Below are 19,133 nucleotides of genomic sequence, written 5' to 3' on the forward strand. Positions count from 1 at the left end.
TTCTTTTTTATGCTAATTGTATCTAAAAAAAAATGCATTTGCATGATTTTTTAATTTCAACTGTACCGCATCAATTTTTTTTTGAAAACTTGTCCCATTTATCAATTGGTCCATATAAAGTTTTGCCAATCTGCTTTTTAAACTGTTATGCTTTGGATAATACTCTTTGATTAAAAAATAAACATACTGTGCCAGTTCATCTTTTCCTATGAACTGATGTTCATTGTTTTCTCTTTTATAAACAGCACAGCTAAGCCCTTTTTTGATTGCATGAGTAATATTTTCAGCAGACCTTTCTTTTGCAAATACAATGCTAAAACGCTCTCCCACTTCATGATCGCTGTCATGCGCATCCGAATTGGCAAACGGTGCCAGATACTTGTGTTTGTTTCTGATTTGAAGCGCAGTCAGGTGTGTCATGTTGTTATACTCTTTGATTTTTTCCTCTCCAAAAACTTCAACACCGTCAAGATGCGAACTTTTAAGCATCTCTTTGTAAAAAGCCTGATGAAGATGGTACTTTCCGTCTCTGTATACCCAGTTTGGATGCGCCAGGATGGATACACCCTGTGCCTCTTTTATTTTTTCGATAACCCAAATGTTTTTTGCATAATGAAAAAGATCAATTTTTGTATCTATCTCTTCTTTTTGCAGTCTTTTGACAATATCCTGAAGCTCTTTTTCATATATTTCGCTCTTTTCTCTCTGCTTTTGGATAGATTTGTCTGCATTGACAGATAATATATGTCCGTTTCCCTGGGCAATCGACATATCTTTTTTCCCGCCGACACTCACTTCCTCACCGGGCAGTACCAAAATATCTATATTGTTCTGTTGTACTTTTTTTATCGCCTCAAGAGAGCCTTCGTAGCTGTCATGGTCAGTAATGCTCACAAAATCCATCCCTGCCTGCAAAGAGGCCAAAGCCATTGCAAAAGGTGTTGTTTTACCATCAGAATACACAGAATGCATATGCAAATCACCCTTGAAAGGTCTTAACTGTATCATCTCTTTGTCAACGCAGTAAAGACAAACGGACTTAGACTCTTTATAGGTAAAATTGACTTTTACAATAAACTCTCCAAGATAGTTCATGGTGTATGCAAATACAATATGATTGTTTTGTACAGTATAGTCTATCTTCTCTTTATGATAATAATCCCCTCGTGAGAGGACTTCTACAGATTCAATATTACTCGTATTTTTAAGAGTAATTTTGTAAGCGGTATTTTCATTTTCCACCACTACATTTGGTGTTATCTTCATTGATTTTCCTGTTTGTTTTTATAATTTTGGCATATTCTGTACTTGCTTATCTCAGAAAAAATCCGTATACAGCTGATATTCCAAGCGTATACATACCTAGCAGATAGACATTCCTCGGATTTCCGGAAAGTTTTGGTGTTTTAATTTCTGACACATTCAGTATCGCAAGAGTTACCCCGCTTATATATAAAACGGCAGAAAAAACTTCATGCGTAAAAAAACCTTCAAACAAAAAAATGAAAACCAAAATAAGACTGTTGTTATCCAATGCAAGTCCTGTATATTTTGTTCCTCCGGCAAGTCCGTATGTACTGAAATAACTGAGTCGCACAGCAGCCGCACTTATCATTATAAATGCGCCTATAAGGTATACAGGCTCAAAATGTCCATAACTCAAAAGCAATACAGCAGGCGTCACACCGTAGCTTACAATGTCTATCAAAACATCCAACTGCCCTCCGAATTTCGCATCTGTAGAAGTTCTTCCTTTAAGCCTTCTGGCTACCAAACCATCCGCCCAGTCAAATGCAACAGCCCAAACCATACCAATCATAGCCGCATAATAAAGACCGGTGATACTAAAATAGATGGCTAAAAGTGTACAGGCTAATCCTGAAAGCGATAAAAGGTTGGGAATATCTCTCACATAAGAGAGAATCGTTGGTTGTTTGGTCATAAATTGAATCCTTATCAAATTTTTACTGAATATTAAATATATTTATGGTATTATATCTAAAATATCTTAATTATATTACAAAAGGAAACAAAATAATGATTATATATACTGTCGGAACTTTTGATTTATTACATGTGGGGCATCTGGCCTTATTAGAATACTGTAAAACACTGGGGGATACACTTGTAGTCGGTGTTGCATCTGATCAGGTTGTCAACTCTTACAAACCAAATGTTCCTGTTGTTCCTTTGGCCCAACGTATGGAGATGCTCAAAGCACTCAAATGTGTTGATGATGTAAGAGCATACCACGAACTTGAATATGTCACAGCCTGTGAAGCAGTAAATGCAGATATTTTTGTCATTGGAGAAGACTGGGGCGATCAACCGCATAATATAGCAGTAGAAGATTACCTCAAATCAAAAGACAGAAAAATAGTACAGGTCAGTTATAATCCACAGACTTCTTCTACAAAAATCAAGCAAAATGTTATTGCCCAACTACACAAGGGAAAATATATGGCACATATCCTGTAACAGTATAAAAGTTACAATAAAACTGATACTTACAATTCCAATCTTTTTAGCATCCGATTTGCAATCGTTATATCTTTTTTAATTGCCTCTTTTAAGTTATTTAAAGAGTCAAACTTCTCATTGTTTCGTATAAAATCAACAAAACTTATTTCAGCTTTTTCTTTACATGTAACCACACCGTCAAGTATGTGTGTCTCTACCGCAAAACTGCCGTCCGTTGTTATACGGTGTCCTATAAAACTTACCGAGGGATGAAAATGTTCTTCACCGTCAATGCGAGTAAGCGTTGCGTACACTCCCTCCTTCGGCAGTAAAAAACCCTTCACTCTCAGGTTGATTGTCGGAACAAGTTCCCGGGAGCCCAGACCCTGTCCGTCAACTCTTATACCGGTAATCATATAGTTGTGTCCGAGAAAATCATTGGCACCTTTTATGTCGCCTATTTGGAGTTTTGCCCTTATTTTATGCGAATGTACCGAATCGTTGTTATGTTTGACCTCGTCTACCACAACTACATCTCCTTTAAATAATTGTTTTAAATCTTCATAGGAATATTTTCTGTCTTTGCCAAAATGAAAATCATATCCCACAACTATTTTTTTTAATTTCGGAAACTTTTTTTGTAAAAAAGCAACAAAACCCTCTCCGTCCAAATGCCGTATATCATCAAGCTTCAGATAGACAATACGATGCTTTGTATAGCGTTGTCTAAATCCGTCAGGTGTCAGGTTGGCATATCCTGTCTCAATCACAACAATAGTACCGTTGTCATCAAGCTCACGAAAAAGTGCCTGATGCCCGATGTGCATTCCGTCAAATCCGCCTATGGCGATTGATGTGCTTTTTCTCATATTTGCACCTTCATTTTTTTCTTCTCTCTCAGCATTATAATATATCTTTTTTAAAGTGATAACAATACTCTAAATTTCCCTCTTTCCCCGCAAGTTTTGAGGGAGATTTTTTCACCAACTGCCAGTTTTTCAAACGGCAGGCATCTTCAAACCTTTGCATTGCCCGTTGTATTGCCTTTGCATCCTGTACAACACCGTTTTTGTCACGTTTTGCCTCTCTCCCTACTTCAAACTGCGGCTTAAAGAGCAAAATGATATCACCCGAAGCAAGCCTGTCAACAGCATCCAAAATATACAGCAAAGAGATGAAGGCAACATCACTGACAACCAGTTCAAACGGTTCATCCGCCTCAAACCGGCGGATATCACAGCCTTCATAAGTATTGACACGATTATCTTCACGCAAAGAGTGATGCAACTGTTCCCGTCCCACATCAACACAACTGACTTCCCGCACACCTCTCTCAAGCAAAACCTGGGTAAATCCGCCCGTGGAAGAACCGATATCCAAAGCTCTTTTATTGCTTACATGTAAATCCAGTTCATCCAAAAAATATTCAAGCTTCAAAGCAGCACGGGAAACATATCTTTTATGCTGCACCACTTCCACCCTGTCATCTTCTTCTACTCCAAAGGCCGGTTTTTTGACAGTTTTGCTGTTTACAAGAACCAGTCCGTTTTTAATCATAGCCTGCGCTTTGTTACGGCTTTCACTCAGGCCGTTTGCTACCAAACAGTTATCCAGTCTCATGCAAGCATCTCTCTCATTTCCTCTTCCGTAAGTGTTTTGACACCCAGACTTACAGCCTTGTCATACTTGCTGCCTGCATCTTCGCCATAAATAAGATAGTCGGTTTTTTTGCTTACACTGCTTGAAACTTTTGCGCCGAGTGCTTCAAGCTTCTCTTTTATAACAGGTCTTGGCTCGCTCATAGTTCCCGTGAGTACCACCGTTTTTCCTTTAAAAGGATTTTCGTCTGCTTCTTCTCTTTTTTTCGGCGGCACCGGCTGTAAAATCTCTTGAAGCTTAAGCACAGTATCTTCATTCACACGCATAAATTCCAAATAGCTCTGCGCCATCTCTTCCCCTATGCCGTCAATGCCTACAAGCTGTTCCTGCGTTACATGTAAATATGCCAGCCCAAAGGCTTCGGCTATCATTTTTGAAGCCACTTCGCCGATATGCTCGATTCCGAGCGCATTAATGAAACGCCAAAGCTCACACCCTTTTGCATTCTCTATGGCATTGAGCAGGTTTCTTGCTTTTTTCTCTTTAAAGCCTTCAAGCTTTAAGAGTTTTTCTTCATTCAAAGCAAATAAATCAAGTACGCTTTTGACAAGTCCCGCATTAAAAAGCTGCTCAACTATTTTACTGCCGAGTCCGTCAATATTGAGGCACTGCTTGGAAGCAAAATAGATAATGGAGTTGACAACCCGTGCCTCACATTTGAGATTTTGACACTTTATAAGCACATCTTCTTGCAAGAGTTCGCTTCCGCAAACAGGGCAGTGTGTCGGACGGAGAACTTTCTTTTCATCTCCCTTGCGTTCCTGTGTCAATACTTTGACGATTTTTGGAATCACATCCCCGCTTCGCAAAATAATCACCTTGTCCCCTATGCGGATGTCCATACGCTCTATCTCATCAAAATTATGCAGTGTCGCACGCTCAACCACGGCGCCCTCTATCTCTGTCGGCTCAACTATGGCTACGGGAGTCACAACACCCGTACGCCCGACCTGCAAAATGATGTCTTTTACGCGTGTTATCTTCTCGACTGCCGGAAATTTATAGGCCACCGCCCAACGCGGTACTTTTACCGTATATCCCATATCTATCTGCGCTGCGATTTCGTTCACCTTGACAACCATTCCATCAAGCATCATGGGGTAACTCTCACGCTCCTCTTTCATACGCTCATACATTGCTTCTATCTCATCATAGCCTTTTGTTACGGCACGAAGCGGCGGTTCGCGAAAACCGAGTTCATAAATGTAAGACATTTTATCACTCAGAAGCTTGTGCGGCAGAGTGTTTACACCGACACCGTAGGGCAAAAAGACAAGATTTCTTTTTGCGGTAATATTCGGATCAAGCTGGCGAAGGCTCCCTGCTGCAGCATTACGCGGGTTGGCAAAAGGCGGTTCTCCCTGTTTGAGACGCTCTTTGTTGATTTTTTCAAACTCGTCTTTAAATATAACTACTTCTCCGCGAATTTCAATCAGCTCTTTATGCTCTATGCTCAAAGGAACCGTGCGAATCGTTTTGACATTTTGCGTAATCAGTTCACCCACTGTTCCGTCACCTCTGGTAATGCCCTTTTGCAGTTCACCGTTTTCATAGATAAGGTTGAGCGATGCACCGTCGTACTTTGGCTCACAGTAAAAGGTCACATTTTTGTCAAGCCGGTAGGTTTTTTCCAGCCATTTTTTCAACTCTTCGGCATTGAAAATATCCTCCAAAGACCACATACGCGAGAGATGACGTGCTTTTACAAAGCCCTCGCTGACAACATCTCCGACTCTTTGCGTAGGCGAATCTTTTAAAACATCTTCAGGGTGTGCCGCTTCATACTCTTCCACCTCCTTGTAAAGTCTGTCATACACCTCATCCGTCATAATCGGATCATCCAAAACATAATAATGATATGCCCACAAATTTAATTTTTCTACTGCCTGTTTATACTCTTGTTTATTCATACTGAAATATTATCTTAAACTTGCTAAAAAAACATCTAACCGCTAACAATCCGCTAATACAAAACTGCTATACTCCTCCTATAAAACATAAGGAGCGTAAGATGAAAAAGATACTCATTCTGTCACTATTATTAGCAGGCATAAGTTATGCAGATGAAAGTTTTGCCCAACATGAGGCACAAATGCAACAAATGCAAGAGCGAACGCAACAATACACAGGTTCAGGTACAGGAGAAAAAAAACAAAACAAGTACCAATATAAAAGTGGTTCCCAAAATCAGGGAAGCGGTTCAGGTTCTCAAAATATGTACCAGGGTTCTCACGGAAAAGGCGGAGGAAGAAGGTAAATATTTTACTCTGTAGACTTTTATTTAGTCTTAACCTGCTAAAATTAGGAAAAAATTATGGATAATAAATATGACACTGATTTTAGCAGACTCAAAAGAAGCACAGCAAGCATACGCACTCGTCACTGCTTTACAAAAAAGATTTGTTGACAAACTCGATACTCTTTCAAAAAAGTTTGGAGCCGATAAAAAGTTCAAAGAAGTTACCTGGCTCAGAGATGCCGGACTTCACGGGGGCGGAAACAGATTTGAAGCAAGAGACAAAAAACTGTTCAATACCGCAAGCGTGAATGTCTCACAGGTACATTATGATGACAAACCTGAAAAAAACCTCAAAAGTGCCACCGCCATTTCAACCATTATCCATCCTGCCAATCCGCATGTCCCCTCTGTGCATATTCACATCAGTCTGACAGAATTGCGTAATGCACCCTCCTATTGGCGAATTATGGCTGATTTGAATCCTGCTGTTGCCTATGAAGAAGATAAAACTGCATTTGACAAAGCCTTGCAAAACCTAGGAAGCAAAAACTATACAACAGGCGCAGAACAGGGCGACAAATATTTTACAATTCCTGCCCTGCAGCGTACACGCGGCATCTCTCATTTTTACCTTGAAAACTACAAAACAGACAACAAACAAGCCGACGCCGATTTTGCAAAAAACTTTGGAGAGGGCATTATAGACACCTACATCCACATTATAACAAATGCTTTACAGACAAGAACAGAAATCTCAAAAGAGGCACTCCAACAGCAGCTTGACTACCACACACTCTATCTTTTCCAGGTTTTGACACTTGACAGAGGCACTACCTCAGGACTGCTCATTCACAATCAAAACGATATCGGCATAATGGGCTCCTTGCCTTTACATGTAAACAAAGCACTTTTACTTTCTTGGAAAAGCAAAATGCAAAACCCCCAGGATGAACTGGTACAAAACATTGCAGACGCCATAGCCGACAACGGAGTCATCGACACACGCACCAAAGAAAAACTCGCCAAAACAGTACGCACACATTATAAAAAACACCCTCAGGCACTCAGCATGCAAGCCAGCGGAAACACAATCCCAAATACTGTTGGGAACCATCAAAACTAATGTATTGCCATTAGTTAAGAAAAAAAAATTGCTATTTTTTTAGAATCTGGGTTTTAACCTAGACGTTAGGTTTTAAAAACGCAAAGCCCGCACTGAAGTACGGGTTCCGGAATATAGCAACTCCCCGGAATCAGTACTTCTAACACTAAAGCATAACTTGTGAGAAAAACTAAATTTTTTCTGTAGTACCGACTGTTGCTACTTTCCTGCCACTCTCAGCCCATCATAAAGGATAGGTTCCGCAATACAACAACCTCTTGGAATCGGTACTTTAGTGCCGACTGTTGCTACTTTCCTGCCACTCTCGGCCCGCACTGCAGTACGGGTTCCGAAAAAGCCGCTAAACTTTATGGCATTGAAGCTCCCTCTGGTGAAATAGTTATAAACAACATATCCCAAATAAATTTATACTTTGGTATAGAGCCACTCTCTTTTCGAGTACAGATACCAATAGATAATGCCTTTTATCAAAGTTTCTATATTCATAATTGCAAAAATCACAACAACTCCATAGCCCATATGATAGGCTGTATACGAAGGAATCACACGGAAAAGCCACAAAGAAGAGACATTGACTTTCAGGGTGGTTTTTGTGGCACCGGCTCCTCGAAGTGCTGCAGAATAGACAAACATAATTGCAAGTGGAATCTGCGCCAAACCTACCAGTATAAGGTACTTTGAGGCAACTGCAATCGTCAGAGCGTCTTTTGTAAAAAAACTCACAAGAAACTCCGGAAAGAGTATCATAATCAGCCCGACACTTCCCATAAACACATAGGCAATCCGTCCGGAAATTATCCCCATATTATAGGCTTTGTCAAAGTCTTTTTTTCCTATATTTTGTCCTACCAGCGCCATTGCGGCGATGGCAAAACCAAAACCTGGCATAAAGGCAATGCCCTCAACACGGAGTCCGACCTGATAGCCTGCAAGTTCTGCCGTTCCGTAAGCAGTGATGATGGAGACAAAAACCAAAAAACTCATACTCGATATACCACGGTCAAGTGCTGCACTCCAACCGACTTTCAGGACTCTTTTTATATCCTGCGTGCGAATAATCGGCACAAAATCAAGACTCGAATTCATCTTTTTTATAAGTATATAGTAGGCAACAACATTAAATATATAGGAGATGACCGTTGCAATGGCGGCACCTTCAATACCTCTTGCTTCAAAGCCGAAATGACCGAATATCAGCACGTAGTTCATAAAAGCATTCATAGCGGCAGAGGAGAGTTTGATGTAAAAAGAGCTTTTTGTATCTCCTGCGGCACTCAGGGCATTGTAAAGCAGGTTATCCAAAAATATCACGACAATACCGAGTGATAAGACTTTAAAATAGATACTGCCCTGCTCTACCACTGCAGGTGTCGCACCCATCCAGCTGTAAAAATGTGTGCTGCCGAAATAGCCGCCAATCGTTACAAAAAAAGCCAAAATCACGGCAAGAATAACAAGTGAAAAGAGAAGTGCCGAAGCTCTGTTTTTTCTGCCCTGCCCGATAAATCGCGAGATAAGCGCATTGCCGCCTATGACATACAGCGTCATCAACACATTGATAATCATCATAAACTGCATACTCATACCGACAGCTGCAAGTGCGGCAACACTTACCGTTCCCACCATCAGCATATCTATAAGCACCTGTAAAATATCTACAAGATGCTTGAGCGCTGCAGGAAAGGCAAGAGAGAGAACTTTTTTGGTATCTTTTGAAATTATTTTTGAAAAAATTGTGCTACCTCTTGCATCGTTTCTATCAGTGCCTCTTTTGTAGAAAATTCCAAAACTTTTGTATCTCTGACATTTTCACCCGGCGGCGTATAATCAAACACAAGCACATAATGTATCAACTTGACTTTCTCACCGTACAGATCAAACCATTCCAGACTCATTTCGGCAATTTCACCCTGCATATCAATGACAACTGCACCATACAGACGCGTCAAATTCTCCAAACTGATGTCACCCTCTTTTGATTTGTAAATCATTCCTCTCCCTTGTCTAAACTTTTTTTCATTGCACCGTTTTTCATCTTCAAATATGCCAAAAATCCGAATATGGTGCCTGTTACGATAAAACCCGCACCAATCACATCCTCTTTTTGCACTGCCATTATTATCCAGCAGATATCTGCAAAAAGATAGACAATCACTGCCTGATAAATCTTTCCTTTATAGGTAAGATAGGCACCAATGTTTAACAGCAGTCCGCCAAGTATTGCAAAACTCATCATGAAATCTCTTCTATTTTTTGACTTTTGAGTACATATTTATAGTAAAGCGCGCCTACAAAAAAACCGCTGCCAATTATAGCCGTAATTGCCTCTAAAGAAAATGAATGTGCTGCCAAAAAGCCAATCATATACGAAGTAAAAGCTGCCGAAGACAAAAACAGCATGTCATTATAGGCAACAATCCGTCCATAGTATTTTTTTTCTATGTTTTTTTGCAAAAGTGTATAACTGTAAGACCATAAAGTCGTTGTAAAGAAACCGACAAGCACGCTCGCTGCCAAAGAAAGATAAAAATTATGCATTGCAAATGCCCATATCCAGACAGCTGTCCCCTGGGCTATAAATACATAGACAAGCCTTGTGTTGTTAATCCATTTTCCGATATATACCGGACCGATGACAAGACCTACGGCACGGGCAGAATGCAGTAGCCCAAGAGCCAGTGAAGCCGCAATAAAAGAGGCATAATACTCATCAACCATCAAGGCCACCAGGGCATCAAAAGCGGTAAGACCGACAAAAGAGTGGATAAGCATCAGATGGAGAGCTTTTGGTGTTCTTTTGAGATAAACAAAAGTCTCCTGCATCATTTTAAAAATATTTTCTTCGACTTTCAGTATTTCTATTTTAATTTCTGTATAAAAGAGCAGCCAAAAAGCTATAAAAAACATCAATCCGTCAAGCATAAAGGCCGTTTTTATACCAAACCAATAAACCACAAAGCCGCTTACCGCCATTCCCAGCGTATAGGAAAACGACCAGATAATAGAATGCAGTTCATTAGCGCGCTGCAGCTTGCTCCCATGCAGGATTTTTGGCAAAAGCGACATCTCTGTCGTAAAATAAAATGAAGCTGCCGCCATTTTAAAAAATATCAATACATACAAAAGTAACAAGTCCGAGACCTGTGTCACAAATATCAAAGAGACAGTAGCGACTATTTCCACCGTGATAAGCAGCAGCATCAGTTTTTTTGGATTCATCCTGTCTATAACAGGACCCGAAAACGGAGCCTGCAAAACACCGGCAAAAAAGTTCAGCATTGCTACAAAACCGACAACAGAGGCGGATACATGTAACTCAATGAGCAGAGTATATATAGCTACATTGGAAAACCAGGCCCCAAAATAAGAAATCAGCTGAATTGTCGAAAGCTGTCTTAATACTTTTTCTTCTTTGAGTAATTTTATATATTCTTTCATAAACGCAAGATTATCATAAATATTTTAGAATAAACACAAAAAAATAAAATATTTTCTAAAGTTATTCACGGCATTGTCGATTTTGTCATTACTAATTACACTTTTCGCAAAGGAGTATGTCATGGATGGCATTGCAAATGTTGCAAGACAGCAGCAGTCACAGGTAGGTTCGGCAGAAATTCAGGGACGATCACAAAATCAGTCACAGCAGGTACAGCAGACAGCACAGACAAGAACAAAACAGGCTGATGTTATTAAAGAAACACAAAATTCTGCAGCTGACAATACAAAAAATACAAACGCCCAAAAAGATGTTGAAAATCTGGTAAAGGAGCTCAATGATGCACTTTCTCCGCTCAATACAAGTATAAAATTCGGAGTAGACAAAAATGACATCTTTTATGTAGCGGCGATAGATACAAAAACAAATACCGTTATTCGAAGATTTCCGGCAGAACAGGCACATGATTTTCTTCCAAAAATGCAAGAGGTCAGCGGAATTCTATTTGACTCTAAGGGGTAAAGTGTACTTCACAAAGTACTGCATTTACTCTTGAACCTTCTTTACATGTAAACACACCTTTGGTAAGTTTTATTAAAAAAAACAAATACAAAATTCATAAGCAACTTCTCACCTGTTTTTCGTTATAATCGCGGTAATTATTTTATTATCAAAGGTTTTTTACATGAAAAAAAGTGTTAAAAAAGTTGTTTTGGCATACTCTGGCGGACTTGATACCAGTGTTATACTCAAATGGCTGCAAGACGAATACAAATGCGAAGTTGTTACTTTTACAGCAGATTTAGGACAAGGTGAAGAACTTGAACCTGCACGTGTTAAAGCACTTGAACTTGGCATTAAACCTGAGAATATTTTTATTGATGATTTACGCGAAGAGTTTGTAAGAGATTTTGTTTTCCCGATGTTTCGTGCCAATGCTATTTATGAAGGGGAATATCTTTTAGGGACATCCATTGCACGCCCTTTAATAGCAAAACGTCAGGCTGAAATTGCAAAAATTACCGGTGCTGACGGTGTAGCGCATGGGGCAACAGGAAAAGGCAATGACCAGGTTCGCTTTGAAATGGGATACCTTGGACAGGACTCTACACTTACCATTATCGCTCCTTGGCGTGAATGGGATTTAAATTCTCGTGAAAAACTTTTGGCCTATGCGGCACAGCATGGCATTCAGATTGAGAAAAAAGGAAAAAAATCCCCTTATTCTATGGATGCCAACCTTTTGCATATCTCTTATGAAGGCGGTATTTTGGAAGACCCTGCAGCAGAGCCGGAAGAGTCGATGTGGCTGTGGACAACTTCACCGCAAAAAGCACCGGATACTCCCGAATACATAGAGATCGAATACAAAAACGGTGATCCGATTGCACTCAACGGAGAAAAACTTTCACCTGCCACAATGCTGCAGACACTAAACGAATATGGCAACAAGCACGGAATCGGTCGTGTTGACATCGTTGAAAACCGTTTTGTCGGCATGAAAGCCCGCGGATGTTATGAAACTCCGGGCGGAACGATTATGCTCAAAGCACACCGGGCAATAGAATCCATCACACTTGACCGTGAAGCAGCGCACCTTAAAGATGAGATGATGCCTCGTTATGCAAAACTTATATATAACGGTTTTTGGTTTGCTCCTGAGCGTGAAATGCTGCAGGCAGCAATTGATCAAACACAAAAATGGGTGGAAGGAACAGTACGATTAAAGCTTTACAAAGGAAATGTAACCGTTGTGGGAAGAAGTTCTGATGTTTCGCTTTTTAATCCTGAATATTCTACTTTTGAAGAAGATGAAGTTTACAACCAAAAAGATGCAGAAGGTTTTATAAAACTCAATGCATTGCGTTTTATCATTGAAGGTAAAGCAAGAAACAAATTTAAAAAATAACTAGAGGAACGAGATATGAGTATAATAAAAATTGATATGAATTCACCGGAATTTCAGGCGGAACTTGAAAAAACAATCAAATTTACAGACAAGGTCAATGCACAGTTCGGTTGGGTATACAACCCGCAAGAAGAAGTGAACGAAGGCGTACAGATGGGCCTTGCACGAAACAAGATGATGTACAAAAAAAGATTTTGTCCCTGTTTTATGGTTGAAGAAGTTGACGGAAAGCCAAAATCGGTTGATGACAGAATCTGTCCTTGTAAACCTGCCATTGAAAAAGAAATTCCGGAGGGTGGTGTCTGTCACTGTGGAATTTTCTGTACTCCTGAATTTGCCGAGAAAAAGCGTATTGAACTCGGTATGGAAGAGGCCGCACACAGCCATTCCAGAGGACTGACAAAAGAGGAGTGCGAAATACTTGTGAACAAAGACGAACTTGACGGTGATGAACTTGTATCCCTTTTAGAAGCACGTGAACTGAAAATGGTTGATTTTAAGCTTGTAGATGTACGCGAATATATGGAATGGCAGATGGGGCACATTAAAGGTGCAGACAAACTGGTACCGACAAGTTCATTTTTTCAAACATGGGAAGAAACAAACTACGGTAAAAATGAAAATATCATACTCTACTGTCATGTAGGAAGCCGTTCTGCTCATGTTGCAAGAATTCTTACAGACAACGGTTATACAAAAATCGGAAACTTGACAAATGGTATTGTTGCCTATCCAGGTGAAATAGAAAGATAAAATAAAACTAGGAATAATCTATGAAAGTATTATTAATTAAAGATGTAAAAAGTTTGGGTAAAGCCGGTGAAGTCAAAGAGGTCAAACCAGGTTATGGTCAAAACTTTTTAATTAAAAAAGGTTTTGCCAAACCTGCAACACCTGAGATTATTGCTGAACATGAGGCAGAAATCAAAAGAAAAGAAGAAGAAGAAAAAGCTGAAATAGCAAGACTCAAAAAGATTGCAGAAAAACTTGATAAACTCGAAGTTGTCATTACAAAAAAAGTTGGCAACAACGGACACCTGTTTGGGGCTATAACCAAAGAAGAAGTCGCAAATGCACTCAAAGAACAACATGACATAGAGATAGATAAAAAAGCCATTACAGACAAAACAGCGATTAAAACAATCGGGGAACATGATTTGGATTTGAAACTCGGTCACGGAATTCATGCAAAACTCCATGTAGATGTTCAGGGAGAGTAAGAATTAATGTTTGATGCTACTACCATACTGGCCTACAAAGGTCAAAAAAAAGCCGTTATCGGCGGTGATGGTCAAGTGACCTTTGGAGACAGCGTTTTAAAGGGCAATGCAACAAAAATCCGCAGGCTGCATCACGGTAAAATTCTGGCAGGGTTTGCCGGAAGTACTGCTGATGCTTTTAATCTGTTTGATATGTTTGAAGAATTTTTAGAAAATAAAAAAGGAGATTTGCTCAAATCTGTTGTTGAGTTTTCTAAGGCTTGGAGAAAAGACAAAGTGCTGCGTCGTCTTGAGGCTATGATGATTGTTTTGAACAATGAACATATATTTATTTTGACGGGAAACGGCGATGTGGTTGAGCCGGAAGACGGACAAATCGCTTCTATAGGAAGCGGGGGAAATTTTGCCATTTCAGCTGCACGCGCATTAAAAAAGCACGCTTCATTGGATGAAGAGGAACTTGTCAAAGAGTCTTTACATGTAGCGGCAGATCTTTGTATATATACAAATCACAATATTAAAACACTCATACTCGATGGAGAAGCGCAGTGAATTTAACACCAAAAGAAATTGTAGAATATCTGGACAATTATGTCATTGCTCAAAAAGATGCGAAAAAAACCATTGCACTTGCTTTGCGAACACGCTACAGACGTATGCAGCTTGATGATGAACTCAAGAATGAAATTACTCCGAAAAATATTTTAATGATTGGTTCAACCGGTGTCGGAAAGACGGAAATATCACGCCGTCTGGCTAAAATGATGAAAGTACCGTTTATAAAAGTTGAAGCAAGCAAATATACAGAAGTGGGGTTTGTCGGTCGTGACGTAGAGTCTATGATTCGTGATCTGGTTGTAAATTCCATCAGCATTGTCAAAGCGGAACAGGAAGAAGCGAACAAAGACAAAATAGAAAACTACATTATCAATAAAATCACAGAAAAACTGCTCCCTCCCCTTCCTGCCGGTGCAAGTGAAAGCAAAAAAGATGATTATCAACGCCTCTTAGAAGCTATGGAAAAGCGTATAGAATCCGGTGAAATGGATGATAAAGTCATAGAACTTGAAATAGAAAAACTCAATATCGAATTTAATGACACAAATTTACCGCCGGAAATGGCCAAAGTGCAAGAGAGTTTCTCCAAAGTCTTTGCCACAATTAACAAAGAAGACAACAAAAAAGAGGTAACGGTTAAAGATGCCAAGATGCTTCTTCGTCAGGAAGCAACCAATAAACTTCTTGATATGACAAGAGTAAATGCAGAAGCATTGAGACGGGCGGAAAACGGAGGGATTATTTTTCTTGATGAAATAGACAAAATTGCACTCAGTGAAAAAAGTCAGGGACGGAATGACCCCTCAAAAGAAGGAGTCCAGAGAGACCTCTTGCCTATCGTAGAGGGAAGCAGTGTTTCAACAAAATACGGAACAATCAATACCGATCATATTCTCTTTATTGCAGCCGGTGCTTTTCATGTCAGCAAACCAAGTGATTTGATTCCGGAACTGCAAGGAAGATTTCCGCTTCGTGTAGAACTAGAAGCTTTAACAGAAGAGACACTCTATCAAATACTAACGCGTACACAAAACTCTCTGCTTAAACAGTACCAGGCTCTCTTGGGCGTTGAAGGCATGGAGTTGATATTTGAAGATGAAGCGGTAAGAGCCATTGCAAAACTTGCACACCGTGCCAATGAAACGGCTGAAGATATCGGTGCAAGACGTCTGCATACTGTGTTAGAGAGAATACTTGAAGATATCAGTTTCAATGCAGATGAGTATAAAGGAAAAGAGTTTGTCGTCACAGCAAAGCTTGTGCATGAAAAACTCGATAACGCCGTAGAAGATGAAGACTTATCAAGATATATATTATAATAAGTTCAGACACTTGTGTCTGTAAAAATAAGTAAGGTTTGTAAAAATGACTAAAGCTGGTTTCGTTTCCTTGATTGGACGTCCGAATGCAGGTAAAAGCACTCTAATGAATTCCCTTTTGGGCGAAAAAATTGCAATGGTAAGTCAAAAAGCCAATGCAACAAGAAAGCGTTCAAATGCAATTGTTATGCATGAAAATGCACAGATTATTTTTGTCGACACGCCCGGTTTGCATGAAAAAGAAAAAATGCTCAATCAGTTTATGCTTGATGAAGCCCTTAAAGCAATGGGTGATTGTGATTTAATCGTCTACCTTGCACCGGTGACTGATTCTACCGAACATTATGAAAGATTTTTAAAAATTAACAACGGACGGGTGAAGCATATTATTGTTTTAAGCAAAATAGATCAGGTTTCGCAAGAAAAACTTTTTAAATCGATTAGTGCCTACAATAAATATGCTGATCACTTTGAAGCGCTTATTCCTGTAGCAATTCCCCGTAAGGTAGGTCATAAAGACTTATTGGACACTATTGCAAAAAACTTACCGGAATCTCCTTATCTGTATGATCCTGAGGATTTGACAAGTGAACTTGTTCGTGACATTTATGCAGGATTTATCCGTGAAGCTATTTTTGAAAACATCAGTGATGAAGTCCCTTATGAATCAGATGTCATTATTGACTCTATCGAAGAAGAAACAGGAATTGACAGAATTTATGCCACAATAATTATAGAAAAAGAGTCGCAAAAAGGAATCATTATCGGAAAAGGCGGTGAATCCGTCAAACGAATAGGCAAATCTGCCCGAGAAAAAATCGAAAGACTCAGTGGGAAAAAAGCCTATTTGAACCTTCAGGTAACAGTCAAAAAAGGCTGGACAAAAGACAAAAATTTCCTCAAAGAGATAGGATATGACCATGGGCAATAGGTTTTACTTTTTTGTTATAAGTATTATCTGTACACTTTGTTTTTCAACTGCTGTGTTTGCTTCAAACAATGACATTTTAACAAACTATCGACTGCATGGCATTAAAAATATTCAAAAAGAGTTGGATAAAAGCCTTAGTGATAAAAATTATTGGCAGGAGTTTCTCAAAAACAAAGACACCCAATTTGGCTATATTGAATCCTATACAAATATTTTACTGTGTAACAAATCAAAATCAGAACTGTTAATTTACTCCAGAGACAGCAACAACACATACAGGCTGCGAAAAGAGTACAGTGCTTTTACGGGAAAATTCAAAGGAGACAAAACCAGAGAAGGCGACCTTAAAACACCTGTTGGCGTTTATGATATTGTAAAAAAGCTATCAAAAGTTGACTCTTTTTACGGTCCAATGGCATTTGTGACTTCCTATCCGAACCTCTATGACAGATACAAAGGAAAAACTGGACAGGGTATCTGGATTCACGGACTGCCAAGCAATCAGGAAAGAGACGAATTTACAAAAGGGTGTATTGCCATCAATAACAAAAGCATAGAATGTCTTAATAAAAATATTGATATCAAAAAAACAGTATTGATTATAAAAGAAGATACAGGCAGCAACAATACTGTATCAAAAGAGACCCTGGCACTGCTTTTATCCAATCTGTACGCATGGCGCTATTCCTGGCTTTATAATAATCTGGAAGATTATCTTCACTTCTATGCACAGGAATTTAAAAGATTTGACGGTATGAATCTTGAAAAATTCAAGCAATACAAGCAAAGAGTTTTTAGCAAAAATGAAAATAAAATCATACTGTTTCGCAATATAAACATCATTGCATATCCCAATATTGAAAACTTATATAAGATAACCTTTAACGAAGAGTACAAATCCGACAGTTTCTCTTTTCATGGAAAAAAGATATTAATTGTACGCTTACAAAACAATCAATTCAGCATTATAACAGAGAAATAAATGTCTCTGATTTTCAATATATGCCTGGCACTTCTTTTTTCATCTGTTCTCAATGCAAATATTCAGCTTATCAAAAAAGAAAACAGTGACTCAAACACCACTCTTTTAGTTATAGGCGGAATTCACGGTAATGAACCCGGCGGATATTTTGCAGCTTCAATATTGGCCACACACTACACTGTAACATCTAAGAATTTATGGATTATTCCAAACTTGAACAAAGAAAGTATTATGGCTAACAAACGTGGCATTCATGGTGATATGAATCGTAAGTTTTCACATATCAAAAAAGATGACAAAGACAGAAAAATCATCCAAGAAGTCAAAAAAATAATACTTTCAAAAAAAGTTTCTTTAGTCTTAAATTTACACGACGGACATGGTTTTTACCGTAAGCAGAACCAAGGCAGTATATTTAATCCGAATGCCTGGGGACAGACCTGTGTTATTGACCAGTGCCGACTCCAACAAAAACAGCTTTTTGGCGACTTAAACACTATTGCAGAAACAGTCAAAAACAATATCAATAAAAAACTCCTGAAAAAGCATCACAGTTTCAATGTAAAAAACACCAATACAAAGTATGAAGATGAGGCAATGCAGCTTTCTCTTACCTACTTTGCTGTTACAAATGACAAGCCGGCATTTGCCATTGAGACAAGTAAAAATCTCTCCAGCTTGTCCCAAAAAGTCTTTTATCAACTCCTGGCAATAGAAGAATATATGAAAATAATGGGAATCGCCTACAAACGCGACTTTGAATTAAATGCAGCACAAATCACGAATATAATAAAAAACTATGGAACATTAGTAATAAATCACAATATTTTGTTAAATTTGAATGATATAAAAAACTCTTTAAGCTATATTCCGATAAAATCAAAAAGTAATGAGTTTTATTTCTCCCATCCGTTGGGAGAAGTAAAAAGAAAACAAGGCAGATATTTGATATATATCGGGAATAAGTTAGTAACTACACTCAAACCCCAATATTTTAAAATGTCGGATTATTGTCCCGAAAAATACACAATTGTTATAGACAATAACGAAGTTTCTTTGCCAAAAGCTTCAGAATTTTATGTAAGTGACGATTTTAAAATCGTCAAGAGTAAAAAACACCGTGTGAATGTTATAGGTTATTATAAAAAAAACAGAGTAGATGAGAGTCAGATAAATATATCTTTAAAAGAGTTAAACAAACACTATTCAGTTGATAACAATAACAAAACATACAGGATTGAGTTTTACAAAAATGATGAATTTTGTTCCATGTTATTGGTTCATTTTAAATAGG

The 19,133-nt window shown here is 38.8% G+C and carries 21 protein-coding genes; 12 read left to right on the forward strand and 9 right to left on the reverse strand.

What is annotated here, in order from left to right:
• Positions 1–12 precede the first annotated feature (12 nt).
• Both MLC52_RS08115 and MLC52_RS08120 read right to left on the reverse strand, forming a co-directional pair.
• The gene (locus MLC52_RS08115; protein WP_434579980.1) at positions 13–1,266 is read right to left on the reverse strand and encodes a PHP domain-containing protein; all 1,254 of its coding nucleotides are present in this window, start codon (positions 1,264–1,266) and stop codon (positions 13–15) included.
• A 46-nt stretch (positions 1,267–1,312) separates the two neighbouring features.
• Positions 1,313–1,942, reverse strand: coding sequence for a CDP-alcohol phosphatidyltransferase family protein (locus MLC52_RS08120; RefSeq protein ID WP_346388954.1), 630 nt, complete (start codon positions 1,940–1,942; stop codon positions 1,313–1,315).
• A 95-nt stretch (positions 1,943–2,037) separates the two neighbouring features.
• On the opposite strand from MLC52_RS08120, the gene MLC52_RS08125 reads away from it, so the two are divergent.
• On the forward strand, positions 2,038–2,478 hold the full coding sequence (locus MLC52_RS08125; RefSeq protein ID WP_434579981.1) for an adenylyltransferase/cytidyltransferase family protein: 441 nt from the start codon (positions 2,038–2,040) through the stop codon (positions 2,476–2,478).
• Positions 2,479–2,507: 29 nt separating this feature from the next.
• Here MLC52_RS08125 and MLC52_RS08130 read toward each other — a convergent pair whose 3' ends face one another.
• From MLC52_RS08130 to ligA, 3 genes are read right to left on the reverse strand one after another with little or no spacing between them, the layout of a single operon-like run.
• The gene (locus MLC52_RS08130; protein WP_346388955.1) at positions 2,508–3,329 is read right to left on the reverse strand and encodes a bifunctional riboflavin kinase/FAD synthetase; all 822 of its coding nucleotides are present in this window, start codon (positions 3,327–3,329) and stop codon (positions 2,508–2,510) included.
• Positions 3,330–3,363: 34 nt separating this feature from the next.
• Positions 3,364–4,080: a 23S rRNA (cytidine-2'-O)-methyltransferase TlyA gene (gene tlyA / locus MLC52_RS08135; protein ID WP_346388956.1), complete on the reverse strand. Its 717-nt coding sequence runs from the start codon at positions 4,078–4,080 to the stop codon at positions 3,364–3,366.
• On the reverse strand, positions 4,077–6,029 hold the full coding sequence (ligA, locus tag MLC52_RS08140) for an NAD-dependent DNA ligase LigA (RefSeq protein WP_434579982.1): 1,953 nt from the start codon (positions 6,027–6,029) through the stop codon (positions 4,077–4,079). Before ligA ends, tlyA begins: the two co-directional genes overlap by 4 nt.
• A 101-nt stretch (positions 6,030–6,130) precedes the next feature.
• Between ligA and MLC52_RS08145 the strand changes: the two genes are divergently transcribed.
• On the forward strand, positions 6,131–6,376 hold the full coding sequence (locus tag MLC52_RS08145) for a hypothetical protein (RefSeq protein ID WP_434579984.1): 246 nt from the start codon (positions 6,131–6,133) through the stop codon (positions 6,374–6,376).
• A gap of 70 nt (positions 6,377–6,446) precedes the next feature.
• Complete coding sequence (locus MLC52_RS08150) at positions 6,447–7,481, forward strand: coproporphyrinogen III oxidase (RefSeq protein ID WP_434579985.1); 1,035 nt, start codon at positions 6,447–6,449, stop codon at positions 7,479–7,481.
• A gap of 405 nt (positions 7,482–7,886) precedes the next feature.
• Here MLC52_RS08150 and MLC52_RS08155 read toward each other — a convergent pair whose 3' ends face one another.
• Genes MLC52_RS08155 through MLC52_RS08170 form a run of 4 tightly spaced genes read right to left on the reverse strand, consistent with a single transcriptional unit; the run spans position 7,887 to position 10,919 of the window.
• Positions 7,887–9,215, reverse strand: a complete 1,329-nt coding sequence (locus MLC52_RS08155; RefSeq protein WP_346389038.1) for an MATE family efflux transporter — start codon at positions 9,213–9,215, stop codon at positions 7,887–7,889.
• Entirely contained in the window at positions 9,200–9,472 is a 273-nt protein-coding gene (locus MLC52_RS08160; protein WP_151900006.1) for a hypothetical protein, read from the reverse strand. Before MLC52_RS08160 ends, MLC52_RS08155 begins: the two co-directional genes overlap by 16 nt.
• Positions 9,469–9,714, reverse strand: a complete 246-nt coding sequence (locus MLC52_RS08165; protein ID WP_151900005.1) for a hypothetical protein — start codon at positions 9,712–9,714, stop codon at positions 9,469–9,471. The genes MLC52_RS08160 and MLC52_RS08165 overlap by 4 nt, the downstream gene beginning before the upstream one ends.
• On the reverse strand, positions 9,714–10,919 hold the full coding sequence (locus MLC52_RS08170; protein WP_151900004.1) for an MFS transporter: 1,206 nt from the start codon (positions 10,917–10,919) through the stop codon (positions 9,714–9,716). Before MLC52_RS08170 ends, MLC52_RS08165 begins: the two co-directional genes overlap by 1 nt.
• Before the next feature lie 121 nt (positions 10,920–11,040).
• Here MLC52_RS08170 and MLC52_RS08175 point away from each other — a divergent pair, with 121 nt between their 5' ends.
• The 9 genes from MLC52_RS08175 to MLC52_RS08215 all read left to right on the forward strand — a co-directional run bounded on the left by MLC52_RS08175 (position 11,041) and on the right by MLC52_RS08215 (position 19,132).
• A complete protein-coding gene (locus tag MLC52_RS08175) occupies positions 11,041–11,442 on the forward strand; it encodes a flagellar protein FlaG (protein WP_151900003.1) in 402 nt (133 codons plus the stop codon).
• Positions 11,443–11,605: 163 nt separating this feature from the next.
• A complete protein-coding gene (locus tag MLC52_RS08180; RefSeq protein WP_346388962.1) occupies positions 11,606–12,829 on the forward strand; it encodes an argininosuccinate synthase in 1,224 nt (407 codons plus the stop codon).
• Positions 12,830–12,844: 15 nt separating this feature from the next.
• Positions 12,845–13,582, forward strand: coding sequence for a ferredoxin-thioredoxin reductase catalytic domain-containing protein (locus tag MLC52_RS08185; RefSeq protein WP_151900001.1), 738 nt, complete (start codon positions 12,845–12,847; stop codon positions 13,580–13,582).
• A 20-nt stretch (positions 13,583–13,602) separates the two neighbouring features.
• Positions 13,603–14,049: a 50S ribosomal protein L9 gene (gene rplI, locus MLC52_RS08190; RefSeq protein WP_346388963.1), complete on the forward strand. Its 447-nt coding sequence runs from the start codon at positions 13,603–13,605 to the stop codon at positions 14,047–14,049.
• 6 nt (positions 14,050–14,055) lie between these two features.
• On the forward strand, positions 14,056–14,601 hold the full coding sequence (hslV, locus tag MLC52_RS08195; RefSeq protein ID WP_151899999.1) for an ATP-dependent protease subunit HslV: 546 nt from the start codon (positions 14,056–14,058) through the stop codon (positions 14,599–14,601).
• Positions 14,598–15,926 (forward strand): HslU--HslV peptidase ATPase subunit, encoded by a 1,329-nt coding sequence (gene hslU, locus MLC52_RS08200; protein ID WP_346388964.1) that lies wholly within the window; start codon positions 14,598–14,600, stop codon positions 15,924–15,926. The genes hslV and hslU overlap by 4 nt, the downstream gene beginning before the upstream one ends.
• 46 nt (positions 15,927–15,972) lie before the next feature.
• Positions 15,973–16,857: a GTPase Era gene (gene era, locus MLC52_RS08205; RefSeq protein WP_151899997.1), complete on the forward strand. Its 885-nt coding sequence runs from the start codon at positions 15,973–15,975 to the stop codon at positions 16,855–16,857.
• A complete protein-coding gene (locus MLC52_RS08210) occupies positions 16,841–17,839 on the forward strand; it encodes a L,D-transpeptidase family protein (protein WP_434579989.1) in 999 nt (332 codons plus the stop codon). Before era ends, MLC52_RS08210 begins: the two co-directional genes overlap by 17 nt.
• Complete coding sequence (locus tag MLC52_RS08215) at positions 17,840–19,132, forward strand: M99 family carboxypeptidase catalytic domain-containing protein (RefSeq protein WP_434579991.1); 1,293 nt, start codon at positions 17,840–17,842, stop codon at positions 19,130–19,132.
• Position 19,133 lies beyond the last annotated feature (1 nt).

The organism is Sulfurimonas sp. NW15, from assembly GCF_051132285.1.
GTDB classification, from domain to species: domain Bacteria; phylum Campylobacterota; class Campylobacteria; order Campylobacterales; family Sulfurimonadaceae; genus Sulfurimonas; species Sulfurimonas hydrogeniphila.